At 61.5% G+C, this 23,807-nt stretch carries 23 protein-coding genes and 1 pseudogene; 10 read left to right on the top strand and 14 right to left on the bottom strand.

Features of this window, described 5'->3' with window-relative positions:
- Nucleotides 1–87: 87 nt before the first annotated feature.
- Entirely contained in the window at nt 88–1,896 is a 1,809-nt protein-coding gene (locus J5M57_RS13690; protein ID WP_207849239.1) for a monovalent cation:proton antiporter-2 (CPA2) family protein, read from the bottom strand.
- Between the two features lie 237 nt (nt 1,897–2,133).
- Between J5M57_RS13690 and J5M57_RS13685 the strand changes: the two genes are divergently transcribed.
- Nucleotides 2,134–3,048 (top strand): LysR family transcriptional regulator, encoded by a 915-nt coding sequence (locus J5M57_RS13685; protein ID WP_207849240.1) that lies wholly within the window; start codon nt 2,134–2,136, stop codon nt 3,046–3,048.
- Here J5M57_RS13685 and J5M57_RS13680 read toward each other — a convergent pair.
- Together J5M57_RS13680 and J5M57_RS13675 are read right to left on the bottom strand one after the other, a co-directional pair.
- A complete protein-coding gene (locus J5M57_RS13680; RefSeq protein WP_083366250.1) occupies nt 3,038–3,805 on the bottom strand; it encodes a substrate-binding domain-containing protein in 768 nt (255 codons plus the stop codon). The genes J5M57_RS13685 and J5M57_RS13680 overlap by 11 nt on opposite strands.
- Nucleotides 3,806–3,817: 12 nt before the next feature.
- Nucleotides 3,818–5,110 (bottom strand): MFS transporter, encoded by a 1,293-nt coding sequence (locus tag J5M57_RS13675; protein WP_207849241.1) that lies wholly within the window; start codon nt 5,108–5,110, stop codon nt 3,818–3,820.
- Between the two features lie 294 nt (nt 5,111–5,404).
- Here J5M57_RS13675 and J5M57_RS13670 point away from each other — a divergent pair, with 294 nt between their 5' ends.
- The gene (locus tag J5M57_RS13670) at nt 5,405–5,713 is read left to right on the top strand and encodes an RcnB family protein (RefSeq protein ID WP_064587066.1); all 309 of its coding nucleotides are present in this window, start codon (nt 5,405–5,407) and stop codon (nt 5,711–5,713) included.
- 9 nt (nt 5,714–5,722) lie between these two features.
- Here J5M57_RS13670 and J5M57_RS13665 read toward each other — a convergent pair whose 3' ends face one another.
- A complete protein-coding gene (locus J5M57_RS13665; protein WP_207849242.1) occupies nt 5,723–6,802 on the bottom strand; it encodes a sensor domain-containing diguanylate cyclase in 1,080 nt (359 codons plus the stop codon).
- A gap of 163 nt (nt 6,803–6,965) precedes the next feature.
- Here J5M57_RS13665 and J5M57_RS13660 point away from each other — a divergent pair, with 163 nt between their 5' ends.
- Nucleotides 6,966–7,304, top strand: a complete 339-nt coding sequence (locus J5M57_RS13660) for an FKBP-type peptidyl-prolyl cis-trans isomerase (RefSeq protein WP_083366248.1) — start codon at nt 6,966–6,968, stop codon at nt 7,302–7,304.
- 125 nt (nt 7,305–7,429) lie between these two features.
- On the opposite strand, the gene J5M57_RS13655 is transcribed toward J5M57_RS13660, so the two are convergent.
- Both J5M57_RS13655 and J5M57_RS13650 read right to left on the bottom strand, forming a co-directional pair.
- The gene (locus tag J5M57_RS13655; protein WP_064587069.1) at nt 7,430–7,699 is read right to left on the bottom strand and encodes a hypothetical protein; all 270 of its coding nucleotides are present in this window, start codon (nt 7,697–7,699) and stop codon (nt 7,430–7,432) included.
- Nucleotides 7,700–7,856: 157 nt separating this feature from the next.
- The gene (locus J5M57_RS13650) at nt 7,857–8,234 is read right to left on the bottom strand and encodes a DUF6124 family protein (protein WP_207849243.1); all 378 of its coding nucleotides are present in this window, start codon (nt 8,232–8,234) and stop codon (nt 7,857–7,859) included.
- 625 nt (nt 8,235–8,859) lie between these two features.
- Between J5M57_RS13650 and J5M57_RS13645 the strand changes: the two genes are divergently transcribed.
- Both J5M57_RS13645 and dmeF read left to right on the top strand, forming a co-directional pair.
- Nucleotides 8,860–9,135 carry a metal/formaldehyde-sensitive transcriptional repressor gene (locus J5M57_RS13645; RefSeq protein WP_003223990.1) on the top strand — a complete coding sequence of 92 codons (276 nt, stop codon included), beginning with the start codon at nt 8,860–8,862 and terminating at the stop codon, nt 9,133–9,135.
- Nucleotides 9,136–9,147: 12 nt separating this feature from the next.
- A complete protein-coding gene (gene dmeF / locus J5M57_RS13640) occupies nt 9,148–10,077 on the top strand; it encodes a CDF family Co(II)/Ni(II) efflux transporter DmeF (RefSeq protein ID WP_064587071.1) in 930 nt (309 codons plus the stop codon).
- On the opposite strand, the gene J5M57_RS13635 is transcribed toward dmeF, so the two are convergent.
- A complete protein-coding gene (locus tag J5M57_RS13635; RefSeq protein ID WP_207849244.1) occupies nt 10,074–11,177 on the bottom strand; it encodes a cytochrome P450 in 1,104 nt (367 codons plus the stop codon). The two genes, dmeF and J5M57_RS13635, sit on opposite strands and share 4 nt — an antisense overlap.
- A gap of 78 nt (nt 11,178–11,255) precedes the next feature.
- On the opposite strand from J5M57_RS13635, the gene J5M57_RS13630 reads away from it, so the two are divergent.
- The 3 genes and pseudogenes from J5M57_RS13630 to J5M57_RS13620 form a co-directional block, all read left to right on the top strand.
- On the top strand, nt 11,256–12,011 hold the full coding sequence (locus tag J5M57_RS13630) for a helix-turn-helix transcriptional regulator (RefSeq protein WP_207849245.1): 756 nt from the start codon (nt 11,256–11,258) through the stop codon (nt 12,009–12,011).
- A gap of 126 nt (nt 12,012–12,137) precedes the next feature.
- Entirely contained in the window at nt 12,138–13,358 is a 1,221-nt protein-coding gene (locus tag J5M57_RS13625; protein WP_083366242.1) for a putative DNA modification/repair radical SAM protein, read from the top strand.
- A pseudogene (locus J5M57_RS13620) lies at nt 13,355–14,167 on the top strand (TIGR03915 family putative DNA repair protein); the annotation flags it as partial. The gene J5M57_RS13625 and the pseudogene J5M57_RS13620, both read left to right, overlap by 4 nt.
- A 29-nt stretch (nt 14,168–14,196) precedes the next feature.
- Here the strand turns inward: J5M57_RS13620 and J5M57_RS13615 are convergent.
- Nucleotides 14,197–14,805, bottom strand: coding sequence for a LysE family translocator (locus tag J5M57_RS13615; RefSeq protein ID WP_207849246.1), 609 nt, complete (start codon nt 14,803–14,805; stop codon nt 14,197–14,199).
- Between the two features lie 105 nt (nt 14,806–14,910).
- Here J5M57_RS13615 and J5M57_RS13610 point away from each other — a divergent pair, with 105 nt between their 5' ends.
- The gene (locus J5M57_RS13610) at nt 14,911–15,789 is read left to right on the top strand and encodes a LysR substrate-binding domain-containing protein (protein ID WP_207849247.1); all 879 of its coding nucleotides are present in this window, start codon (nt 14,911–14,913) and stop codon (nt 15,787–15,789) included.
- A gap of 56 nt (nt 15,790–15,845) precedes the next feature.
- Here the strand turns inward: J5M57_RS13610 and J5M57_RS13605 are convergent, their stop codons facing one another.
- From J5M57_RS13605 to J5M57_RS13585, 5 genes are all read right to left on the bottom strand, one after another.
- Entirely contained in the window at nt 15,846–16,865 is a 1,020-nt protein-coding gene (locus tag J5M57_RS13605) for a branched-chain amino acid aminotransferase (RefSeq protein WP_064587076.1), read from the bottom strand.
- Nucleotides 16,866–17,183: 318 nt separating this feature from the next.
- The gene (gene lpdA / locus J5M57_RS13600) at nt 17,184–18,557 is read right to left on the bottom strand and encodes a dihydrolipoyl dehydrogenase (protein ID WP_207849248.1); all 1,374 of its coding nucleotides are present in this window, start codon (nt 18,555–18,557) and stop codon (nt 17,184–17,186) included.
- A gap of 4 nt (nt 18,558–18,561) precedes the next feature.
- Nucleotides 18,562–19,836, bottom strand: a complete 1,275-nt coding sequence (locus J5M57_RS13595) for a dihydrolipoamide acetyltransferase family protein (protein WP_207849249.1) — start codon at nt 19,834–19,836, stop codon at nt 18,562–18,564.
- Nucleotides 19,837–20,895, bottom strand: coding sequence for an alpha-ketoacid dehydrogenase subunit beta (locus J5M57_RS13590; RefSeq protein ID WP_003224000.1), 1,059 nt, complete (start codon nt 20,893–20,895; stop codon nt 19,837–19,839).
- Nucleotide 20,896: 1 nt separating this feature from the next.
- Nucleotides 20,897–22,132 carry a 3-methyl-2-oxobutanoate dehydrogenase (2-methylpropanoyl-transferring) subunit alpha gene (locus J5M57_RS13585; protein WP_064587079.1) on the bottom strand — a complete coding sequence of 412 codons (1,236 nt, stop codon included), beginning with the start codon at nt 22,130–22,132 and terminating at the stop codon, nt 20,897–20,899.
- Between the two features lie 185 nt (nt 22,133–22,317).
- On the opposite strand from J5M57_RS13585, the gene bkdR reads away from it, so the two are divergent.
- Nucleotides 22,318–22,806 (top strand): Bkd operon transcriptional regulator BkdR, encoded by a 489-nt coding sequence (gene bkdR, locus J5M57_RS13580; RefSeq protein ID WP_016985245.1) that lies wholly within the window; start codon nt 22,318–22,320, stop codon nt 22,804–22,806.
- A gap of 106 nt (nt 22,807–22,912) precedes the next feature.
- Here bkdR and J5M57_RS13575 read toward each other — a convergent pair whose 3' ends face one another.
- The gene (locus J5M57_RS13575; protein ID WP_207849250.1) at nt 22,913–23,776 is read right to left on the bottom strand and encodes an MBL fold metallo-hydrolase; all 864 of its coding nucleotides are present in this window, start codon (nt 23,774–23,776) and stop codon (nt 22,913–22,915) included.
- Nucleotides 23,777–23,807 lie beyond the last annotated feature (31 nt).

The following is a 23,807-nucleotide window of genomic DNA, read 5'->3' as shown; positions in this document are numbered from 1 at the left end:
CGATGGCGGTGCGTCAGTAAAAGAGATGTCTACTGATAGATTGCAATCGCGAACAGGCTCACTCCTACAATTGGAAGTGCGCTGAAGTCAGGTGTTGCGTGATTCTTCTTCCAGTTGGTCGGACTCAAACAACCGCGCCAGTTCCGCCCGGGCTTCCTGGGCGGTCTGCAGGACTTTCGCCGCGTCGTCGTAGACCGCGTGCTGCGCTTCCAGCACCTGTTCGTCGTGGTGCTTGAAACGCTTGATGCGCGCATCGGCCTGGGTCTGGGTCAAGCCCAGCCCCACCAGGGTGCGGCGGCTCATTTCCAGGCTCGAGTAATAGGTCTCACGAATCGGCTCGGCGCCGACATCAATCAAACGGTGCACGTGCTGCCGGTTACGGGCCCGGGCGATGATCTTCATGTGCGGATACAGTTTGCGCACGATCTCGGCGGTCTTGATGTTGGTCTCCGGATCGTCGGTGGCGATGACGAAGTATTCCGCCTCGCCGACCTTGGCCGCATGGAGGATCTCGGGGCGCATCGGGTCGCCGTAAAACACCGGCACGCCGCCGAAGCTGCGCGACAGTTCAATGGTTTCCACCGATGTGTCGAGCGCCACGAACTTGATGTTCTGCGCCCGCAGAATCCGCGCCACGATCTGGCCCATCCGGCCCATGCCGGCGATCACCACACGCGGTGTCTCAGTGTCGATTTCGCGGAATTTCTCCGGCACTTCCACAGGCTGCACCTTCGGGCTGACCAGCCGCGCACAGATCAACAGCAGCAACGGTGTCAGCGCCATCGACAGGGTGATGGTCAGCACCAGCAGGTCATACAGGCGCGGTTCGAACAGGCCCTGATCGCGACCGATCTTGAACACCACAAAGGCAAACTCACCACCGGCCGCGAGGACGATGCCCAGCCGGATCGCACTGACCTTGCTCAGTCCGCCGGCCAGACGCCCGACCACAAACAGCAGCGGTAACTTCAGGCCGATCAACAGCAGGGTCAGGCCGAGCACGGTGATCGGTGCACTGAGCAGAAGGCTGAGGTTCGCGCCCATGCCGACGCTGATGAAAAACAGCCCGAGCAGCAGGCCTTTGAACGGCTCGATCTGCGCTTCCAGTTCATGGCGGTATTCTGAATCCGCCAGCAGCAGGCCGGCGAGGAAGGCCCCGAGCGCCATCGACACGCCGACCAGATCCATCAACCACGCCGTGCCGATCACCACCAGCAGCGCGGTGGCGGTGGATACTTCCGGCAGACCGGTTTTCGCCACCACGCGGAACACCGGACGCAACAGATAACGCCCGCCGACCACCACCACGGCGATCCCGCCGAGCACCTGCAAACCATGATTCAGACTTCCGGCGCTGCTGGTGTCGTGACCACCGCCGGCGAGCATCGGTACCAGCGCGATCAACGGGATCGCCGCGATGTCCTGAAACAGCAGAATCGCAAACGCCAGCCGCCCGTGAGGGCTGGTCAGTTCCTTGCGCTCGGCCAGGCTTTGCAGGCCGAATGCCGTCGAGGACAACGCCAGACCCAGGCCGAGCACGATCGCACTGTTGAGCGGCTGACCGAACGCATACAACGCCAGCACACCGATCACCGCAGCGGTCAGCAGCACCTGCGCCAGGCCGACGCCGAACACCGATCTGCGCATTACCCACAAGCGGCGTGGCGACAGTTCCAGGCCAATGATGAACAGCAGCAACACCACACCGAGTTCCGAAATGTGCGCAACGCTTTGCGGATTGCCGATCAGGCCGAGCACCGACGGGCCGATGATCACCCCCGCCAGCAGATAACCGAGCACCGCGCCCAATTGCAGACGTTTGGCCAACGGCACGGTGAGCACGGCCGCGAAGAGAAACACGACAGCGGCTTGTAACAGGTTGCCTTCATGGGGCATCGGGAAACTCCTGACAGCGGTACGGCGGGGGTGACAAGGATAAGGGCTGAATCGATTCAAGATCCACCGGAGATCCCCTGTAGGAGCTGCCGCAGGCTGCGATCTTTTGATCTTGATTCCGGAGATCAAAAGATCGCAGCCTGCGGCAGCTCCTACAGAGTTCAGTGTAAGTCTGTAATAATTTGCATCAGTTGGTTACATTGATAGCCTTCGCGATTCAATCTTTTCGAGTCCGCCATGGCCATCAACTTCGACCTCAACGACCTGCAAGCCTTTCGCGCCGTGGTCGAACAGGGCAGTTTCCGCAAGGCCGCCGACACCGTGCGCCTGTCGCAACCGGCACTGAGCCGACGAATCGAAAAACTCGAAGACGCACTCGGCGTCAAGCTGTTCGAGCGCACCACGCGCAAGGTCAGCCTGACCCAGGCCGGACGCGGTTTCATGCCCAGCGTCGAGCGCTTGCTCGATGACCTGGACGTGGCGCTGCTGGGCATCAGCGAAGTCGCCTCGACCCGAATGGGCCACGTCACCGTTGCCTGTGTGCCGTCGGCGGCGTACTACTTCATGCCGCGGGTGGTGGCGCGCTATCACCAGCAGTTTCCGCGAATCAAAGTCAAAGTCCTCGATTCCAGCGCCCACGATGTGCTCAGCGCGGTGGTCAATGGCGAGGCGGATTTCGGTTTGAGCTTCATGGGCACGCAGGATGCCAAAGTCGACTTTGAGCCGCTTGTGCAGGAGTGCTACGTCGTCGCGTGCCGGCGTGATCATCCGCTGGCCGGCCGCAGCAGCGTGAGCTGGGACGAGTTCTACCGGCAGGACTACATCTCGCTGGACAAGACCTCCGGCAACCGTTTCCTCCTCGATCAGGCCTTGAGCAGTGTGGTGCCGCAGCGCCCGAGCATCTGCGAGACGCGGCATGTGACGACGATGATTGGTCTGGTGGAAGCGGGGTTGGGCGTGGCGGCCGTGCCGTTGATGGCGATGCCGGGGCCGGATCATCCGATCCTGACGCGGGTGCCGCTGACCGATCCGCAAGTGATGCGCAGTGTCGGCATCATCAAGCGCCGGGGTCGCACGTTGACCCCGGCGGCATTGGAACTGGAGCGGCTGGTGGTGGAAATGAAAGTCCAGCCGCCAACGATCAGCGCTTGACCGAATCCAGCCCGGTGGCCTGCACGTCAGCCTGGGCGGCGGGTGCGGCGAGGTAGTCGAGCAAGGCCTTGGCCTCTTTTGGATGCTGCGCGCCGACCGGAATACCGGCGGCGAAGCGCGTCACCGACTGCACCGACTCCGGAATCTTGCCGACAAACGTCACCCCCGGCACGGGCAGCAATTCGCTGACCTGCTGGAAGCCCAGTTGATAATCGCCAGTGGCAACCACCGAGCCGACCGGGATTTTCGGGATCATCTTCGCTTTCGGTTTCAGTTGATCTTCGACGTTGAGTTTCTTGAACAACTCCTTCTCGATGTACACGCCGCTGGCGCTGTCGGAGTAGGCCACCGATTGTGCGTCAAGCAGGGTTTTCTTCAGGCTTTCGACGCTGCTGATGTCCGGTTTCGGCGCGCCTTCACGCACCACCAGGCCGATCCGCGAGTCTGCCAACTCGACCCGCGAAGCCGGGTCGACCTTGCCTTGCTTGATCAGATCGTCGAGGGCGTAGCCGACCATGATCACCACATCGGCGTGTTCACCGCGGGCGAGGCGGTTGGGGATCGCCTCCGGGGCTTTGCCCATCGACGGGCCGAGTTGGGTGTCGAGGGTGTTGCCGGTGGCCGCCGCGAATTTCGGGCCAAGGATTTTGTACGCGGCAGTAAAGCCGCCCGACGTCATCACGTTCAGCTGTTCAGCATGTGCCAGGGCGCTGAACGCGAAGAGGGCGACGGCGCTGAGGTTGATCAGTTTTTTCAAGGTGATTGCTCCTTATGCGGCAACCGGTTGCAGACGGCCGCCTGCGCGGCGATAGAGGTACAACGTGGCGCACAACGCACACAGTGCGCCGACGCTCATCCAGTAACCGGGCGCGGCCTTGTCGCCGGTGTACTGGATCAGGAAGGTCGACATTGCCGGGGTGAAACCGCCGAAAATCGCGGTCGCCAGGCTGTAGGCGAGGGAGAAACCGGCGACCCGCACTTCCACCGGCATGATCTCGGTCAGCGCCGGGATCATCGCGCCGTTGTACATGCCATAGATGAACGACAGCCACAGCAGCGACAACAACATGTGGGTGAAGCTCGGCGCCTGCACCAGGTAGGACAGCGCCGGATAGGTGGTGGCCAGGGCCAGCAGCGACATGGCGATCAGCACCGGGCGCCGGCCGATGCGGTCGGACAACATGCCGCCAATCGGCAACCAGAAGAAGTTCGACACCCCCACCAGCAAGGTCACCAGTAGCGCATCGGAAGTGCTCAGGTGCAGCACGGTTTTGCCGAATGTCGGCGCATACACGGTGATCAGGTAGAACGCGGTGGTGGTCAGCGCGACCATCAGCATGCCGCCGAGCACCACGCCCCAGTTCTGGCCGAGGGTGCGGAACACTTCGCGCATGCTCGGGCGGTGTTTGCGTGCGGCGAACTCTTCGGTTTCTGCCAGGTTACGGCGCAGCACAAAGATGAACGGCACGATCAGGCAGCCGACGAAAAACGGAATCCGCCAGCCCCAGTCAGCCACCACGCTCGGCGCCATCCACGCGTTCAGCGCGTAGCCCAAAGCGGCGGCGACGATGATTGCCACTTGCTGACTGGCCGACTGCCAGGCAGTGAAGAAGCCTTTGCGGCCCGGAGTGGCGATCTCGGACAAATACACCGAAACCCCGCCCAATTCCGCACCGGCAGAGAAGCCCTGCAACAGCCGCCCGACCAACACCAGCGCCGGGGCGAACAGCCCGATGGTTTCGTATCCGGGCACCAGCACAATCAGAATCGTACCGCTGGCCATGATCGACAACGTGACAATCAACCCCTTGCGGCGGCCCACGTCATCGATGTACGCACCGAGCACAATGGCACCCAATGGACGCATCAGGAAACCTGCGCCGAACACCGCAAACGTCATCATCAGGGAAGCGAACTCACTGCTCGCCGGGAAGAACACTGCCGCGATCTGCGTGGCGTAGAAGCCAAACAGAAAGAAGTCGAATTGTTCAAGGAAGTTGCCCGAGGTAACCCGGAAGATAGCGCCGGCCCGCGAGCCGCCGTGTGGGATTGAGGCTGTCATAGAAAAGAACTCCACCGCTTTTATGACGTGCGCGACGTGGAAGCGGCGCACGGTTGTTATTGCGGTGGATGGTGGCGCAGGTGTAACCGGATGTTAATTGCATTATTGGCATGCATTGATGTGCAAAGCGGATCAATCCTGAAAACACCTCTAACCTGTGGGAGCTGGCTTGCCAGCGATGACGATCCGTCTGCCAACTACAATCCCCCAGCCAGCCCAGGCAAAAAAACAAGGAATGATTCCAGTCCTCCGCAGTCGGAGTTCAGGTATCACACATCTGAAGGAGGTTCACCGATGAACAGCAAAACCCTAATTGCCAGCCTGGCCCTCGTTGCCGGCATTGCCGGGATCAGTCCACTTGTTCAAGCGGCGCAAACCTCGAACGAACCCGCCGTCCAGTCGCCGACCAGCGACCGTGAACTGAAGGTCAACGACCGGGCTCCAGACGTTTATCAGCGCAGCGACAAAGCGTTGAAAAACTGGAAACAGAAAGGCTTGAAAGCACCGGTCGAACAGGCGCAGTGGGTACAGATCAACGACAAGTACGTGATGGTCATGATCACCAACGGCACCATTGTCGAGATGCAGCCTGTCGAGCGTTAAGCACTGGACTCAACGGCCCTGCGCGTGCACCCGTGCAGGGCTTTCGCCCCCCAACCGATACTGATTATTCCCACTGCGCTTGGCCTCATACATCGCCAGATCGGCAATGTGCAGCAGCCGATCCATGGTGGGCGCATGGTCCGGAAACACCGCGACACCAAGGCTGGTGCCGAGATGGCGTTGGTCGTTGCCGATGCTGATCGGTGGCGACAGTTCGATGAAAATCTTCTGGCAGATGCTGCGCGCTTCGTCCTGCAGGTCGAGGTTCGGTGCCAGGCCTTGCAGGATCACCACGAATTCGTCGCCGCCGATGCGCGCGACGGTGTCGGAGGCGCGCAGGATGCGTTTGAGGCGGGTGGCGGTGGTCATCAGCACGCGGTCGCCGGCGGCGTGGCCGTAGTGGTCGTTGATGGCTTTGAACCCGTTGAGATCGACAAACACCAGCGCCACCCGGGTGTGGCTGTGACGCGCCTGTTCGAGGGCTTCGGACAAGCGCTCTTCGAGCACCAGACGATTGGGCAGGCCAGTCAGCGGGTCGAAGTGGGCGAGGTGCTGAAGGTAACTGGCCGAGGCTTTTTCTTCGGTGATGTCGCGCACCACGCCCATCATCTTGATCACCGCGTCATGGTCGTTGCGTACCACATTGCCGGTCTCGCGCAGCCAGCGAATCGTGCCGTCGGGCCAGACTACGCGGTATTCCTCGTCATGGTTTTCACCGGTTTCCAGGCAACGCAGTTCGCCGTCGCGCACGCGTATGCGGTCGTCCGGGTGCACGCAGGAACAGAACAGCGCATAGGACGGGGTGATCTCGCCGATCTTGAACCCGAACATGCCGTAGATCGCGTCTGACCAGTACAGCCGATCGGTGTCGACTTCCCAGTCCCAGGTGCCGATCCGCGCAAAGTACTGGCTGCGCTTGAAGCGCTCGGCGTCACCGTCCTGATGAATGTTCTGCGGTTCGGCAGCGCGGGTCAGCAGCTCGCGATACTCGGCCAACTGCCGGCGCAAGCCACGTTCACGCCAGATCAAGACGAGGATGCATCCCAGCAGGAAGAAGCCAATGGCCAGGCTGATCCAGAGGTGAGTCATTCAGGAACTGCCAGCATGACGTATCGGTCCGTGAAGTAGTGGCGGATGGCTATATTACCGGTTCAGTCACCGGGTCGGATACTGCGCCAGGCTTCGTGAAAAAGTTGCGAACCACCGACAATTCTGGGAAAACGGCGGCCGGCTGAACAATAGAGTGAATGTCATGAATGATGAACTGCAGGTAATCGATCTCCAGGTGGGCGAGGGCAAAGCTGCCGTCAAGGGCGCGCTGATCACCACCCAGTACACCGGCTGGCTGGAAGACGGCAGCGAGTTCGACTCCTCCCACAGCCGTGGCAAACCTTTCCAGTGCGTGATCGGCACTGGCCGTGTGATCAAGGGCTGGGATCAGGGGCTGATGGGCATGCAAGTGGGCGGCAAGCGCAAACTGCTGGTGCCGGCGCATCTGGGGTATGGCGAGCGGACGATGGGCAAGATTCCGCCGAATTCGAATCTGGTGTTCGAGATCGAGTTGCTGGAGGTTTTGACGCGGGACGATTGAGGCGGATAAACGCCGATCAATCAATGTCCATGCGTCCTGTGGCGAGGGGATTTATCCTCGATGGACTGCGCAGCAGGCCTGTTTGGGGCGTTGCGCCGCGATCCATCAAGCCCTCGCCATTTTACTCAGGCAACCATCGCAATCTCGGTCAACGTGTCAGCCACTGTCCTTTCAAGTGACGGAAACCGCCGTTTCACTCGGTGCAGCGCGGGCAGCACAGCCTCCATCTCAAGCTCATCGAGTTTCCCGAGAGCGGTCACTGCCGAGGCCACAATTGTTTCGCGCTCGCTTTCAAACAACACCAGGCATGCGTTCTGCGCCCAGCGGCGATCCCGTTCGTTGAGGCCCATGGCGACTAATGCGGCGACGACGTGGGCATCTGGTTTATTGGCCATGTGAAATTCTCCTTTGCGTCGTTTTCCTTGTGGCGAGGGAGCTTGCTCCCGCTGGGTTGCGAAGCGACCCCAAGCCCCATCGATCCGGTTCGGATCCGGATTTTCGACTGCTGTGCAGTCGAGCGGGAGCAAGCTCCCTCGCCACAGGCACGCTTTTTCAATTGCTGATCGGGGGCTCGAGGTTGTCGAGGGCGCGGTTGACGGCGAGTTCGCCGAGCATGACTACTTGCTGGATGCCGAGCACGGTGTTGCGGTAGGGCGTGTCGAGCAGGCCAGCGAAGTCGCTGAGCATGATGCTGGCCGAGGCCATGGATTCGCAGGCGTGGGCCAGCAGTTCTTCGTTGTCCATGTTCGGGGCGACGACAAACATGTGGCTGGGTTTGCGCTCGGGTGGGGCTTGCGGTTTCAGGTAGTGATCGAGGGCGCGTTCGGCGGCTTCGTGGAGTTTTCTGGAATTGGGGTCGGAGTAGGGGGATGTTGAATCTGGATCGGACGGGGTGTCTGTATCCGGTGGATTTGGTGTGACTTTGAACATTTGCGAGACCTTTATATAAAGGCTGCCCACCATCGCGACTAAACGAAGAGAGAGGCAGCTATGCGCAGGTTAGTCGACCGGTGGTCTCACAATTTCCGGCGCGCCCGAAGGCGCCCTGCGCACAGCCACCATTGAGTTCAGGCGTACGAGCGGCCTGAATGTATGGATGCTTTACGAAATGTGAGACAACCGAGCGACTAAACCCGATCACTGACCATTCAGTGACGCGAACCAAGTTACCGATGCCCCCCAAACCGCACAAGCCGGCGGATTCTGGCGTAGTTGTAGGCAAAGGCGCAAGGCGATGTAGCCTCTTGGATGATGCCGAAATGATGCTGCATTTTTCAGGCTGCCATCGCCAGCAGGCTCACTTCTACAGGGGAATCTGAGTACGGCGCGGAACCCGAGCACCCCCCGGAAAAATGTAGGAGTGAGCCTGCTCGCGAAGGGGCCGGTACATTCAGCATCTTTGTTTCCAGGCACACCGCTATCGCGAGCAGGCTCACTCCTACAGGAGATTGAAGTCGCTTTCAGATTCCCGTTCATCCCTTCGATGCCCATCGATCTTGCGAATAAGGGCGCAATCAACGACCATGCGCGCCATATAGGGGTGGGGGGTATAGGTATGTCGCACATTCACGAACATAAAGACGAGCTGCTCAACCGTGTCCGACGCATTGCCGGGCAGGTGCAGGCGGTGGAAAAGGCGCTGGAGGGCGATGCCGATTGCGCCAAGACCTTGCACCTGGTGGCGGCGATTCGCGGGGCGGTCAATGGTTTGATGGAGCAGTTCATCGAGGCCCACACCCGTGAGCACGTGGCGCATCCCGATCTGACTGACGAACAGCGCGCCCAGGGCGCCGAAGATTTGCTGCAAGCCATCCGCCGTTATTCCAAATAGAGCACGCGCATCATGAGCCTGACCCCCAACGCTGAGCGTTTCAGCCACGATCACCAGTTCCTCGGCGCCTCCCACGACGAAAACGCCCGCCGCACCTTGTGGGTGGTGGCGTTGACGTTCGTGATGATGATCGGCGAGATCGCCGCCGGTTACCTCACCGGTTCCATGGCGCTGCTGGCCGACGGTTTTCACATGGCCACCCATGCCGGCGCGTTGGGCATTGCCGCAGCGGCTTATGGGTTTGCCCGGCGCAACGCCAACAACCGCCGCTACAGTTTCGGCACCGGCAAGGTCGGTGATCTGGCCGGTTTTGCGTCGGCCATGGTGCTGGGCCTGGTGTCGCTGGGCATTGCCGGCGAATCGATTTTTCGTTTGTTCGAACCCACCACTGTGGCGTTTGGCGAAGCGACGGTAATTGCAATCGTCGGGCTGGGCGTGAACATCCTCAGCGCCTTCCTGCTGATGGGTCACCACGGTCATGACCACGGCCATCAGCATGATCACGGTCATGATCATCATCACCACCACGACAACAACCTGCGCTCGGCCTACGTCCACGTGCTGGCCGATGCCCTGACCTCGGTGCTGGCAATTGCCGCGCTGCTGGCCGGCCGCTATCTGGGTTGGGTGTGGCTGGACCCGGCGATGGGTATTGTCGGCTCCATTGTCATCGCAAAGTGGGCCTACAACCTGATGCGCGACAGCGCCGCGGTGCTGCTCGACACCACCGACGAACCGGTGGCGGCAGAGATCCGCGAGCTGCTGGAAACCTCGGACGACGTGCGCATCAGCGATCTGCATGTCTGGCAGGTCGGCCCGCAGGCGCGGGCGGCGATTGTCAGTGTGGTCGCGGCTGCGGGCGTGACGGCCGAGGCGATTCGCGAGCGGCTGGCGCCGGTGCATGAGCTGTCGCACCTGACCATCGAGCTGCGCAGCGCTTAAGGCTGCACCGCGCTGAACAGTGGAATCCGCCCATTGAGCGATGGGCGGTAATGCCACGTCAGTTGTTGCAGATTCACACCCTGATCAAGGATTTCTCTGACAGTCGCCGCAGCAATGCTCAGCGCCAGCGCTTGCCCCGGGCATTGATGCCGTCCGCTGCCAAAACTGAAACTGCGCCGGTTCGGCCGATCCAGCAGAAATCGCTCAGGCTGTTCATTCAACAACGGGTCGCGGTTGGCCGAGGCCAGCAGCACCAGAATCACCTCGCCGGCCTCGAGCCGCACGCCATCAATCTCGCAAGACTGCGCGACAAATCGTCGGGTGTTCTGCACCGATGGATCAAAGCGCTGAACCTCGGCCAGCAGCGCGTCCATCGAGGCGTTGCGCAATTCAGGCTGACGCCGCAGCGCGATCAACGCGTTACCGATCAGCCCGGCAGTTGCTTCAAACGTCTGCGAACAGAGGCCGATCAGGTTGGCGATCAGGGTCTCTTCATCGCCATCAAATCGTTGCCCGACGGCCTTGAGCAACTCGCTCGGCGGTTCTGCCAGCAACTCGATGAAATAACCGCGTAACTGCTCCGCCGCCGCATGGGCCGCCGCCAGTTGCAGGTCATTGCTCAGCGGCGACAGGCAGGCGACAAAGTCAGCGGTCAGTTCACTGATCGCCCGACCCTGCGCCGGGGTGAAGCCGAGCAGCGTGGCGACCACGCCCACCGGGCCGCGAAACATCGCCTTATATAAGCCGTCGGCGTCCGCTGTCATCAATCGCGCGGCCACCAACGCGCGGACTTGGTCGTCATCTATCAACTGCAGTGACGGCTCGATCGCCGCACGCGGGCAGCGCTGACGTTCGCCATCGTTCATCCGCATCAACTGCCTGAACACGTTGCCGGCCATCCCCGAGGCGATCGCCTTGGGCACCGGCTCCTGCAGCGGCCGCACCCGGCACTCGGCATGCGCCAACACCGCACACACCGCGCGAGCGCTGCTGGCGACCCACAGTTTCAATTCATGGTTAAAGGTCAGTCCGCCCTCGGCCCGCAGTTTTGCGTAGTAAGGGTAGGGGTCGGCATGAGTGGCAGCGATGATCGGGTCCATGGTTCACAGCCTTGTCGTCGGGAAAGTGAAGCGAGTATCTTCAGTTCGCAGCGACGACGATTCGTCGGGGAGCGAAATATGCACGCAGAACATCAAGACATCGGCGTCTCGCAAGTGGCCGCCGCCATCGCCGAACCGGCGCGCACCAAAATCCTCTGCTCGCTGATGGACGGGCATGCCCGCACCAGCACTGAATTGGCGACCATTGCCGAAGTCAGCGCATCGACCGCCAGTGCACACCTGAGCAAACTCAAGGACCTGGCCCTGGTGCGCCTGCACGTACAGGGTCGCCATCGTTATTACAGCCTCGCCGATCAGCGCGTGGCGCAGGCGCTGGAAGCGTTGATGGTGATCGGGCAGAACGCCGCGCCGACCTTCAAGTCGCACACCCCGGATCGCCTGCAATTCGCTCGCACCTGTTACGACCACATGGCCGGGACGCTCGCGGTGTTGTTGCACGACCGTCTGCGTGAGGCGGGGTGGCTGGTGGAAACTGACGAACAGGTCTATCGCTTGAGCGACAGTGGTGAGGCGTTGTTCGAGGGTTTGGGCATCGAGGTGCAGGACTTGAATACCTTGCGCCGCAAGTTCGCCTGCCCGTGCCTGGACTGGAGCATGCGCCGGCCGCATCTGGGCGGCTCGCTGGGGGCGGCGTTGTTGCAGACGGCGTTGAAGCGCAAGTGGGTGACGCAGGATCTGGACAGTCGGGCGCTGGCGTTGACAGCGGTGGGGCGCCGGGAGATCGGGGTGCGGTTCGGGGTTGAATTGCCTTTAGACGCGAAGATCACAAGATCGCAGCCTGCGGCGGCTCCTGCGGGGAATATGCACATCTGATAAATGTCGGCTGTAGCGGATTAATGCAGGAGCTGCCGAAGGCTGCGATCTTTTCATCCGGTTTTGCACCTTGTGCCAATCCAATAGACTCGATACTGTACGCATAACCAGTACCGAGTCTTCGCCATGCAAATCATCGACAAGCTCAGCATTCTCGCCGACGCCGCCAAGTACGACGCCTCCTGCGCCAGCAGCGGCGCGCCCAAGCGTAGCTCCGAGGGCAAGAGCGGGCTGGGCTCGACCGATGGCATGGGCATTTGCCACAGCTACACGCCGGACGGGCGCTGTGTGTCGCTGCTGAAAATCCTGCTGACCAATTTCTGTCTTTACGATTGCCAATACTGCGTCAACCGCCGCTCCAGCGATGTGCCGCGCGCGCGGTTCACCCCCGAGGAAGTGGTCACACTGACCCTGGATTTCTACCGGCGCAACTGCGTCAGCGGGCTGTTTCTCAGCTCGGGGATCATTCGCTCGGCGGACTACACCATGGAGCAACTGGTGCGGGTGGCGAAGCTGCTGCGCGAAGAGCACGAGTTTCGCGGCTATATCCACCTCAAGACCATTCCCGAAGCGGATCCGGCGCTGATCGAGGAGGCCGGGCGCTACGCCGATCGCCTCAGCGTGAATATCGAGCTGCCCACCGACGCCAGCCTGCAAACCCTGGCGCCGGAGAAACAGATCGGTTCGATCAAACAGGCGATGAACACCATCTACACCGGCGTGCAAACGGTGCTCAACGAACCGCGTTCGGCGAAGTTCGCCCCGGCCGGGCAGAGTACGCAAATGATCGTCGGCGCCGATGACACCGACGACAGCACAATCCTGCACAGCGCTCAGTCGCTGTATGGCAACTACCGCTTGCGGCGCGTTTACTACTCGGCCTTCAGCCCGATCCCTGACAGCCCGAAAAGCGTGCCGTTGGCCGCGCCGCCGCTGATGCGGGAACACCGTTTGTATCAGGCCGATTTCCTCTTGCGCAGCTATGGCTACAGCGCCGACGAGTTGCTCAAGGGGCCGGGTAACCTGGCGCTGGACATCGACCCGAAGCTGGCCTGGGCGCTGCAGAATCGCGAAGTGTTTCCGCTGGATCTGAATCGCGCCGAACCGGCGCTGATCGCGCGCATCCCGGGCATCGGCCTGCGCACCACCGAACGTCTGGTGCAATTGCGCCAGCAACGGCGCATCCGCTATGAAGACGTGGCGCGCATGCGCTGCGTTCTGGCCAAGGCCAAGCCGTTCATCATCACCAGCGACTACCACCCGCAACAGGCCGAGGTCACCAGCCACATGCTCTACCAGCAACTGCGCGACCGGCCGCAGCCGCAGCAGATGGGGTTGTGGGGATGATCAATCTCGATTGCGATGACCTGTTCGCCACTTGGCGGCAACAGGCGCGCTGGTTGCTCAGCCATGAGGTCGATCCGAGTCTGGTGAGCTGGGCGTCGGAAGGCGTGAGTGATCTGTTTGCCAGTGACGTGTCCGTGCCCGAGGGGCAGGGGCCTTTTCAGGCGCGCATCCCGCGCGCACTGCTCGACACCCTCGAGCAAGCCGCGCGATACCGTGGCGACCAGCGCTGGAGCCTGTTGTACGAAGTGCTGTGGCGCGTCAGTCACGGTGACCGCACGGCGATGATGGCCGGCGATAAACTGGGCAGCGAGCTGCAGCGGCGGATCAAGCAGGTGCAGCGCGAAGCTCACCATTTGCATGCGTTCGTGCGCTTCATCGAACGCCCGCAGGATCAGCCAGGCCCGCAATACGTGGCGTGGCACGAACCGGCTCACGACATCCTGCACAGTGCCAGCGAGCATTTCGTCGGGCGCATGGGCCGGCATCGCTGGTTGATCGCCACGCCGCGCGATGGCGTGTATTACGACGGCGAACAACTGCTCCATCAGCGCCAATGCCCGGTGAAATGGCAGCAGTTGGCGCAAAACGTCGACGATCCCCATGGCGATCTGTGGCTGACCTATTACAGCCACATCTTCAACCCGGCGCGGTTGAACGAGAAGGTCATGCAGGGGCATTTGCCGGCGCGGTTCTGGAAGAACCTGCCGGAAGGCGAGCTGATTCCCGGATTGATCACCCAGGCGCGGATGGGCAAACAACAGAATGGGCAGGCCAGCGGGATTGCCGGGCGGGCCGGCAAGCGGATTGCCTTGAAGCAGGATGAGCCTGAGCAGGTTGTTCAGCGGGTTGCCGAAGCCATCAACAGACCAAAACCGGCAAAGGTTACACCGGAGACTTTCGCCGCCAGCCAGGAACCTTTCGGGCTCGACAACCAGCCTTTGGCCGCATTGGCGAGCAGGGCATAGCTGCCGTGCACCAGAATCACCAGCGCTGCATAGGAGGCCACCAGTTTGAAGAACTGCGGGTAAAAAGCCTGTTCAGTGTCAATGAACTGCGGGAACACGGCCAGAAAGAAGAAGATCGCTTTCGGATTGAGAAACTGCAGGGACGCGGCTTCGAGAAAGCGGTAGCCCGGACGAGAAGGGCGAACCTGCTGCAGGGCACGGAAACGATCTGAACGCCAACTCTTGTAGCCCAAGTACAACAGATAGGCGGCCCCGGCATATTTCAGCACGGTAAATGCCTCGGCCGAGGCGCTGAGGATCAAGCCGACGCTGGTGGCGCTGAGGGCCGCCACCACGAAAGCCCCTGAGGCGATTCCCAGTATGCCGGGCACTGCGCCGGTCCAGCCCAGACGCACGGCGTTGGACAGGGTCAGCACCACGCCCGGGCCGGGGCTCAAAATAGTCAGGGTGGCGAACAGTACAAAGAGTCCGTAGCTGTGCATGATGTTGCTCCGTCGAATCGCGTGTCTGCAGGCGGGCAGATTGGCGTGACGACAAGGCGCTGACAAACGCTTTAAATGCAGTGCATATGTGACTAAATTAGACCCATGAAAAATTTACTTCCCCCGCTCAACGCCGTTCGCGCCTTCGCTGTGGCTGCTCGTCATCAAAGTTTTAGCCTGGCGGCCGAAGAGCTGCATGTCAGCCATAGTGCGGTCAGCCGCCACGTCAAACTGCTTGAAGAGCACTTGGGCGTTTTACTGTTTGAACGGCGTGTTCGGCAGTCGCTGCTGACGCCGGCGGGTGAGCAGTTCTATCAGCAAGTCAGTACCGGTCTGGCACAGATAGCCGACGCCGCTGCCGAGGTGAAGCGGCAGGCAGCGCGGCCGACGATCAGGATCAATGTCCGGCCGTCCTTCGCCCTGTTATGGCTGACGCCTCGTTTGACCGACTTCTCGACGCAGCATCCGCACATCGACACCCAGGTCGTCACACAGACTCAGTCGCCGGATCCGGTCCGCGACGATTTTGATATTGTCATCCGCCGGGGCCGTGACGATTGGGCGCCGTCGCTCGAGGCGCAAGCGTTGTTCGAGGATGAGTTGGTCATGGTCGCGGCGCCGGCATTGATTGAGCGGCTGCCGCTGACCAATCTCGCCGGTCTCAATGCGCACACCTTGCTGACTGTCAGGGCGCGGCGGGAAGACTGGCACCACTGGGCCATGCATTTCGGCCAGAGCCAGAGCAGCAGCCAGGTGATCCGCCAGTTTGATTACATGCACCGGGTGCTGGAAGCGGCCGTTGCGGGCGAGGGCATCGCACTGTGTCCGACCACATTGCTCGGCACGCATTTGTCGAGTGGTCGCCTGATCTGCCCGTTGCCGGAGCTGCGCATGCCGCTGCCACGCTATTACTACGGTATTGCCCCGCAAGCGTCGGCGCACACCAAGGTGTTCATTGATTGGCTACAACAACAGCGCCCATGAAAAAGCCCCCCATCGATCACTCGATGGGGGGCTTTTGTGCATCAGCAGCCGTCAGCTCAAACCTTGACGATCCAGCCCGCTGGCGCTTCGATGTCGCCGGTCTGTACGCCAGTCAGCTCTTTGTAGAGCTTCTGGGTGACCGGGCCGACTTCGGTTTCGCTGTGGAACACGTGCAGGTGGTCGTTGTAGCTGATGCCGCCGATCGGGGTGATCACGGCAGCGGTGCCGCAGGCGCCGGCTTCCTTGAAGTCCGACAGCTTGTCGATCAGCACGTCGCCTTCAACCACTTCCAGGCCCAGACGGGTCTTGGCCAGTTCGATCAGCGACAGGCGGGTGATGCCTGGCAGGACCGACGGCGAGTTCGGCGTGATGAACTTGTTGTCGTGGGTGATCCCGAAGAAGTTGGCCGAACCGACTTCCTCGATCTTCTTGTGGGTCAGCGGATCCAGGTAGATGGCGTCAGCGAAGTGGGCCTTCTTGGCCTGGGAGCCCGGCATCAGGCTGGCGGCGTAGTTGCCACCGACCTTGGCCGCACCGGTGCCTTGCGGGGCGGCGCGGTCGAAGCTGGAGATCTGGAAGTTGTGCGGGGTCAGGCCGCCCTTGAAGTAGGCGCCGACCGGGATCGCGAATACCGAGAAGATGAACTCCGGTGCGGTACGCACGCCGATGTTGTCACCCACGCCGATCACGAACGGACGCAGGTACAGCGCGCCGCCGGTGCCGTAAGGCGGGATGAAGCGCTCGTTGGCGCGAACCACGTCTTTGCATGCTTCGATGAACTGCTCGGTGGACACGTGTGGCATCAGCAGGCGGGCGCAGCTGCGTTGCATGCGCGCGGCGTTCTGGTCCGGACGGAACAGGTTGATCGAGCCGTCCTTGCAACGATAGGCCTTCAGGCCTTCGAAGCACTGCTGGCCATAGTGAAGGGCAGTCGAGCCTTCGCTGATGTGCAGCACGTTGTCTTCGGTCAGGGTGCCTTTGTCCCACTCGCCATCGCGAAAGTACGACAGATAGCGTTTGTCGGTCTTGATGTAATCAAAACCCAGCTTGTCCCAATTGATGCTCTCGTTACCCATGACACCCTCTATCACTGAACAACCGTCGAAACGGTTCAAGGCTTCTGACGTTTTTTGGATGGGCACAACAATACTTCATTCTTGAGCGGTTTCGCAGCCCGGACGATGGAGGGATGGCAAAAATAGTAGCTTGCTTACTAACCCCCCCTCATTCCTGCATGTTTCACCTCTTTTGTGGCGAGGGAGCTTGCTCCCGCTCCAGTGCGCAGCACTGGTAAAACCGGACACCGCGGTGCTTTAGGTGCACTGGGGTGGCTGGGTTTGGCGCCGCTTCGCAGCCCAGCGGGAGCAAGCTCCCTCGCCACAGGGGTTCAGCGTTTACAGGTGCAGCGCATGCCCCAAAGCACGCAACGCCGCTTCCTGCACCGCTTCACCCAGGGTCGGATGCGCATGGATGGTGCCGCCGATGTCTTCCAGGCGCGCGCCCATTTCCAGGCTTTGCGCGAACGCGGTCGACAATTCCGAGACCCCGACACCTACCGCCTGCCAGCCGACAATCACATGATTGTCACGACGCGCGACCACCCGCACGAAGCCGCTTTTCGATTCCAGGGTCATCGCCCGGCCGTTGGCCGCAAACGGGAAGCTGGAGACGATGCAGTCCAGCCCGGCAGCCTTGGCCTCGTCCGGAGTCTGGCCGACCACCACCAGCTCCGGGTCGGTGAAGCACACGGCGGCGATGGCGGTCGGGTTGAATTCGCGGGATTTGCCGCTGATCAACTCGGCAACCATTTCGCCCTGGGCCATGGCACGGTGCGCGAGCATCGGTTCGCCGCTCAGGTCGCCGATGGCGTAGACGTTGCGCATGCTGGTCTGGCAGCGGCTGTCGATCTTGATCGCCGAGCCGTTCATGTCCAGGTTCAGCGCTTCGAGGTTCCAGCCCTGGGTGTTCGGTTTGCGCCCGACCGCCACCAGCACCTGATCGGTTTCCAGGTTCAGGGTCTCGCCGTTCGGGTCACGCACCTGCAAGGTGCCGTCGAAGCCCAGCACGCTGTGCTTGAGATAGAGCTTCACGCCCAATTGCTTCAGCGCGTCGTGCACCGGTTGCGTCAGTTCAGCGTCGTAGGCCGGCAAAATACGATCCTGCGCCTCGACCACGCTGACCTCGGCGCCGAGCTTGCGGTAAGCAATGCCCAGCTCCAGACCGATGTAACCACCGCCCACCACCACCAGACGCTTGGGCACGGACTTCGGCGCCAATGCTTCGGTGGAGGAGATGATCGGCCCGCCAATCGGCAGGATCGGCAGGTTGACGCTGGTCGAACCGGTGGCGAGCACCAGGTGTTCGCACTGGATCCGCGTATCACCGACCTCGACGGTTTTGCCGTCGATGACCTTGGCCCAGCCATTGATCACCTGAACCTTGTGCTTTTTCAGCAGCGCCGCAACGCCTGTAGTCAGGCGATCGACGATGCCGTCCTTCCACTCGACGCTTTTAGTAATGTCGAGGGTTGGCGCCGCAACGCTGATGCCCAGCGCCGAATGCTGGCTGTGATGCTGAGTCTGGTGAAACTGCTCAGCCACATGAATCAGCGCTTTCGACGGGATGCAACCGATGTTCAGGCAAGTGCCACCCAGCGATTGGCCTTCGACCAGAATCGTCGAAATGCCCAGTTGTCCGGCGCGAATCGCCGTGACGTAACCGCCGGGGCCGCCGCCAATGATCAGCAGCGTGGTGTTCAAAGTCTGCATGGCATCACTCCACAAACAGGGTCGCGGGTTGTTCGAGCAGGCCACGGATGGCCTGGATGAAGAGCGCCGCGTCCATGCCGTCGACCACGCGGTGATCGAAGGAGCTGGAGAGGTTCATCATCTTGCGGATCACCACCTGGCCTTTGACGACCATTGGCCGTTCGACGATTTTGTTCACGCCGACAATCGCCACTTCCGGCAGGTTCAGCACCGGGGTGCTGACGATGCCGCCCAGCGCACCGAGACTGGTCAAGGTGATGGTCGAGCCAGAGAGTTCATCGCGGCTGGCCTTGCCATTGCGCGCGGCGTTAGCCAAACGCGCGATTTCCGCGGCGCTGTCCCACAGGCTGCGGGCCTCGGCGTGACGCACCACCGGGACCATCAGGCCAACGTCGCTTTGCGTGGCGACGCCCACATGCACTGCACCGAGGCGGGTGATGACCTGGGCTTCGTCGTCGTAACGGGCGTTCATCTGCGGGAAGTCGCGCAGGGCCACGACCAGTGCGCGGACGAGGAACGGCAGCAGGGTCAACTTGCCCCGGCTGGCGCCGTGTTTTTCGTTCAGATGCGCGCGCAGTTCTTCAATCGCGGTGACGTCGATTTCTTCAACATAACTGAAGTGCGCGGCACGCTGGGTGGCGTCCTGCATGCGCTGGGCAATCTTGCGGCGCATGCCGATAACCTGAATCTGTTCTTCGTCGTTGCGCTGGGCGTAAGCAGCGGCCACCGGCGTCGAGGCGTTCGACTGACCTTGCGTCAGATAGGCTTCGAGGTCTTCGTGCAGTACACGGCCGGCCGGGCCGGAACCGCGCACCAGACGCAACTGAATGCCCAGATCCAGCGCATGTTTGCGCACGGCCGGGGAGGCCAGTGGGCGTTCATCGGCCTCGCGGGCAACCATCGGGCCCTGGCAAACCGGTGCCGGACGCGGTGCAGCAGCGGCGGCCGGTTTGCTCTCGACGACTGCTTCAGCTTTCGGCGCAGCCGGTGCTTCTTTAACCGGCGCTGGCGCGGCGGACTCTTTCAAGTTGCCGGCCCCTTCGACCTCGATGCTGATCAGCACACTGCCGACCGCCATCACTTCACCCGGCTGACCGCCGAGCGCAATCACCTTGCCGTGCACTGGCGACGGAATATCCACCATTGCCTTATCGGTCATCACGTCCGCCAGCACCTGGTCTTCAACCACCAGATCGCCGACCTTGACGTGCCACTGCGACAGTTCGACTTCTGCGATGCCTTCGCCGATGTCCGGCATCTTGATAACGTGCGTGCCCATTCAGACCTCCATGACCCGTTTCAGCGCCGCGCCCACTCGGGACGGCCCAGGGAAATACGCCCACTCTTGCGCGTGCGGGTAGGGGGTGTCCCAACCGGTGACGCGTTCGATCGGCGCTTCCAGGTGATGGAAGCAATGCTCTTGCACCAGCGACACCAGTTCGGCGCCGAAACCGCAGGTGCGGGTGGCTTCGTGCACCACCACGCAACGGCCGGTTTTCTTCACCGACTTGACGATGGTTTCCAGGTCCAGCGGCCACAGGCTGCGCAGGTCGATGACTTCGGCATCCACCCCGGATTCTTCTGCAGCGACTTGCGAGACGTAGACGGTGGTGCCGTAGGTCAGCACGGTCACGTCCTTGCCCGGACGGGTAATCGCGGCAACGTCCAGCGGCACGGTGTAGTAACCGTCCGGTACCTGGGCTTGCGGGTGTTTCGACCACGGCGTTACCGGGCGGTCGTGGTGGCCGTCGAACGGGCCGTTGTACAGGCGTTTCGGCTCGAGGAAGATCACCGGGTCATCGTTTTCGATGGAGGCGATCAGCAGGCCCTTGGCGTCGTACGGGTTGGAAGGCATCACGGTGCGCAGGCCACAGACCTGAGTGAACATCGCCTCGATGCTCTGGCTGTGGGTCTGACCGCCGTAGATCCCACCGCCGCACGGCATGCGCAGGGTCATCGGCGCGGTGAATTCGCCGGCCGAGCGATAGCGCAGGCGCGCCGCTTCGGAAATGATCTGGTCGGAAGCCGGGTAGACGTAGTCGGCGAACTGGATCTCGGCGACTGGACGCAGGCCGTAGGCACCCATGCCCACGGCCACGCCGACGATACCGCTCTCGGAGATCGGCGCGTCGAATACCCGCGAGGTGCCGTACTTGGTCTGCAGGCCTTCGGTGCAACGGAACACGCCGCCGAAGTAGCCGACGTCCTGACCGAACACCACCACATTGTCGTCACGCTCAAGCATCACATCCATGGCCGAGCGCAGGGCCTGGATCATGGTCATGGTGGTCGTGGTCATCGCGGTTTCCAACTGAATATTGTTGTTGTGATCGTTCATGTCAGATCCCCAACTGCTGACGCTGGCGCTTCAAGTGCTCCGGCATCTCTTTGTAGACGTCTTCGAACATGGTCGCGGCGCTTGGAATCTGGCCGCCGGCGAGGGTGCCGTACTGTTCGGCCTGTTTCTGCGCGGCAATCACTTCGGCTTCGAGCTCGGCGCTGACGGCGCTGTGCTCTTCTTCCGACCAGTGGCCGACCTTGATCAGGTGCTGCTTCAGGCGGGCAATCGGGTCGCCCAGCGGGAAGTGGCTCCAGTCATCGGCAGGACGGTATTTGGATGGATCGTCGGAGGTCGAGTGCGGGCCGGCGCGGTAGGTGACCCATTCGATCATGGTCGGGCCGAGGTTGCGCCGGGCGCGTTCGGCAGCCCACGCAGAAGCGGCGTAGACCGCGTAGAAGTCGTTGCCATCGACCCGCAGCGACGCGATGCCGCAACCGACGCCGCGTCCGGCGAAGGTGGTGGCTTCACCCCCGGCGATGGCCTGGAAGGTCGAGATCGCCCACTGGTTGTTGACCACGTTGAGAATCACCGGCGCACGGTAAACGTGAGCGAAGGTGAGGGCGGTGTGGAAGTCCGATTCGGCGGTGGCGCCGTCACCGATCCACGCCGAGGCGATTTTGGTGTCGCCCTTGATCGCCGAGGCCATGCCCCAGCCGACGGCCTGGATGAACTGGGTGGCGAGGTTGCCGGAAATGGTGAAAAAACCGGCGTCCTTGACCGAGTACATGATCGGCAGTTGCCGGCCCTTGAGCGGATCGCGCTCGTTGGACAGCAGTTGGCAGATCAGGTCGACCAGCGGCACTTCGCGGGCCATCAGGATGCTTTGCTGGCGGTAGGTCGGGAAGCACATGTCGTCGATGTTCAAGGCCAGGGCCTGGGCGCTGCCGATGGCTTCTTCGCCAAGGCTTTGCATGTAGAACGACATTTTTTTCTGACGCTGGGCGACCACCATGCGGTTGTCGTAGATCCGCGTCTTGAGCATGGCGCGCATGCCCTTGCGCAGGATCTCGACCGGCACGTTTTCAGCCCATGGGCCGAGGGCGTTGCCCTGATCGTCGAGCACACGGATCAGGCCACGCGCCAGGTCGGCGGTATCAGCAGGTTCGACATCGATGGAAGGTTTGCGCACCGTGCCGGCATCGGTCAGATGCAGGTAGGAGAAATCGGTTTTGCAGCCTGGGCGGCCCGAGGGTTCAGGGACGTGCAGACGCAGCGGTTCATACGCTTGGGTCATGGCTTCTACGCTCGATCTTGTGAATTTCTTGTAGTGAGCTGGCAATCATTCTTGGGTGAAAGAAATCTTGTCCTACAACAATCATAGGCCCGGCCAAGAAGAATATTTCTCTCTGTTTCGTTGCGCTGGAGACGATTTGCAGATAGAAATTCTGCATAAACATAAAAAACAGGTGGTTTTGTCTCATGCGCAAACTGGACCGTACTGACATCGGCATTCTCAACAGCCTTCAGGAGAATGCGCGCATCACCAATGCCGACCTCGCACGCTCGGTGAACCTGTCGCCGACACCGTGCTTCAACCGGGTCAAGGCGATGGAGGAACTGGGCCTGATTCGCGAGCAGGTGACCCTGCTGGATGCCGATCTGCTGGGCCTGCATGTGAATGTGTTCATTCATGTCAGCCTGGAGAAGCAGGTGGAGGAGGCGTTGCAGCATTTCGAAGAGGCGATCTCCGACCGCCCCGAGGTGATGGAGTGCTACCTGATGGCCGGCGACCCGGACTATCTGATCCGGGTGCTGGTGCCGACGATTCAGTCGCTGGAGCGGTTCATGATGGACTTTCTGACCAAGGTCCCGGGGGTGGCGAACATCCGGTCGAGTTTTGCCTTGAAGCAGGTGCGCTACAAGACGGCGCTGCCGTTGCCGGCGAATGGGTTGACGCTGGGGTCTTGAGGATCAAAAGATCGCAGCCTGCGGCAGCTCCTACAGGAAGAACGCGAGTCCCATCAATTGGAATGCGTTCCCGTGTAGGAGCTGCCGCAGGCTGCGATCTTTGCTGTTAGAGCTTATTAATTGGCACCTTCAGATAAACCACACCGTTGTCCTCAGGCGCCGGAAAATTCCCCGCCCGCACATTCACCTGAATCGCCGGCAGCAACAGCGTCGGCATGCCCAGCCCGGCGTCACGCTTTGTGCGCATCTCGACAAACGCCGCCTCATCGATCCCGTCATGTACATGAATATTGCTTTTGCGCTGCTCACCGACGGTGGTCTGGCACTGCGAGGCGCGGCCTTGCGGCGGGTAGTCGTGGCAGACGTAGAGTTTGACGCTGGCGGGGAAGGCCAGCAGTTTGTGGATCGAGTTGAACAGCTGATGCGCGTTGCCGCCGGGGAAGTCGCAGCGGGCGGTGCCGACGTCGGGCATGAACAGGGTGTCGCCGACCAGGATCTGTTCGCCGTCGATCAGATAGGCCATGTCCGCCGGGGTGTGGCCGGGGACGTGCAGGGCGGTGGCCTTGAGGTTGCCGATCATGAACGACTCGTTCGGCGCGAACAGGTGATCGAACTGCGAGCCATCGACGCAGAATTCCGGCTCCAGATTGAACAGCGCCTTGAACACGTTCTGCACTTTGCTGATCGACTGGCCAATTGCGATTTTGCCGCCCAGTTCCCGGCGCAGGTACGGCGCGGCGGACAGGTGGTCGGCGTGGGCGTGGGTTTCCAGCAGCCATTGCACCTGCAAGCGGTGTTCACGCACGAAGGCGATGATTTTGTCGGCTTGCACCGTGCAGGTGCGACCGGCGGCGCCGTCGTAATCGAGCACCGGATCGACGATTGCACATTGCCCGCCATCGGCTTCATAGACCACGTAGCTGTAGGTCGAGGAGGCGGGGTCGAGGAAAGCTTCAATCTGCGCGGGCATGGACACGAACCTGAACGAGGGAAATGGGTTG

Origin of the sequence: Pseudomonas sp. 86_A (assembly GCF_017491705.1) — a bacterium.
GTDB lineage: Bacteria > Pseudomonadota > Gammaproteobacteria > Pseudomonadales > Pseudomonadaceae > Aquipseudomonas > Aquipseudomonas koreensis.
This window is presented reverse-complemented; position numbering and strand designations above follow the sequence as displayed.

Excerpts from the sequence above, each read along its gene's own strand:
- J5M57_RS13690 (WP_207849239.1), bottom strand. The coding sequence starts at position 1,896 with ATGCCCCATGAAGGCAACCTGTTACAAGCCGCTGTCGTGTTTCTCTTC.
- J5M57_RS13685 (WP_207849240.1), top strand. The coding sequence starts at position 2,134 with ATGGCCATCAACTTCGACCTCAACGACCTGCAAGCCTTTCGCGCCGTG.
- J5M57_RS13675 (WP_207849241.1), bottom strand. The coding sequence starts at position 5,110 with ATGACAGCCTCAATCCCACACGGCGGCTCGCGGGCCGGCGCTATCTTC.
- J5M57_RS13670 (WP_064587066.1), top strand. The coding sequence starts at position 5,405 with ATGAACAGCAAAACCCTAATTGCCAGCCTGGCCCTCGTTGCCGGCATT.
- J5M57_RS13665 (WP_207849242.1), bottom strand. The coding sequence starts at position 6,802 with ATGACTCACCTCTGGATCAGCCTGGCCATTGGCTTCTTCCTGCTGGGA.
- J5M57_RS13660 (WP_083366248.1), top strand. The coding sequence starts at position 6,966 with ATGAATGATGAACTGCAGGTAATCGATCTCCAGGTGGGCGAGGGCAAA.
- J5M57_RS13655 (WP_064587069.1), bottom strand. The coding sequence starts at position 7,699 with ATGGCCAATAAACCAGATGCCCACGTCGTCGCCGCATTAGTCGCCATG.
- J5M57_RS13650 (WP_207849243.1), bottom strand. The coding sequence starts at position 8,234 with ATGTTCAAAGTCACACCAAATCCACCGGATACAGACACCCCGTCCGAT.
- J5M57_RS13645 (WP_003223990.1), top strand. The coding sequence starts at position 8,860 with ATGTCGCACATTCACGAACATAAAGACGAGCTGCTCAACCGTGTCCGA.
- dmeF (WP_064587071.1), top strand. The coding sequence starts at position 9,148 with ATGAGCCTGACCCCCAACGCTGAGCGTTTCAGCCACGATCACCAGTTC.
- J5M57_RS13635 (WP_207849244.1), bottom strand. The coding sequence starts at position 11,177 with ATGGACCCGATCATCGCTGCCACTCATGCCGACCCCTACCCTTACTAC.
- J5M57_RS13630 (WP_207849245.1), top strand. The coding sequence starts at position 11,256 with ATGCACGCAGAACATCAAGACATCGGCGTCTCGCAAGTGGCCGCCGCC.
- J5M57_RS13625 (WP_083366242.1), top strand. The coding sequence starts at position 12,138 with ATGCAAATCATCGACAAGCTCAGCATTCTCGCCGACGCCGCCAAGTAC.
- J5M57_RS13615 (WP_207849246.1), bottom strand. The coding sequence starts at position 14,805 with ATGCACAGCTACGGACTCTTTGTACTGTTCGCCACCCTGACTATTTTG.
- J5M57_RS13610 (WP_207849247.1), top strand. The coding sequence starts at position 14,911 with ATGAAAAATTTACTTCCCCCGCTCAACGCCGTTCGCGCCTTCGCTGTG.
- J5M57_RS13605 (WP_064587076.1), bottom strand. The coding sequence starts at position 16,865 with ATGGGTAACGAGAGCATCAATTGGGACAAGCTGGGTTTTGATTACATC.
- lpdA (WP_207849248.1), bottom strand. The coding sequence starts at position 18,557 with ATGCAGACTTTGAACACCACGCTGCTGATCATTGGCGGCGGCCCCGGC.
- J5M57_RS13595 (WP_207849249.1), bottom strand. The coding sequence starts at position 19,836 with ATGGGCACGCACGTTATCAAGATGCCGGACATCGGCGAAGGCATCGCA.
- J5M57_RS13590 (WP_003224000.1), bottom strand. The coding sequence starts at position 20,895 with ATGAACGATCACAACAACAATATTCAGTTGGAAACCGCGATGACCACG.
- J5M57_RS13585 (WP_064587079.1), bottom strand. The coding sequence starts at position 22,132 with ATGACCCAAGCGTATGAACCGCTGCGTCTGCACGTCCCTGAACCCTCG.
- bkdR (WP_016985245.1), top strand. The coding sequence starts at position 22,318 with ATGCGCAAACTGGACCGTACTGACATCGGCATTCTCAACAGCCTTCAG.
- J5M57_RS13575 (WP_207849250.1), bottom strand. The coding sequence starts at position 23,776 with ATGCCCGCGCAGATTGAAGCTTTCCTCGACCCCGCCTCCTCGACCTAC.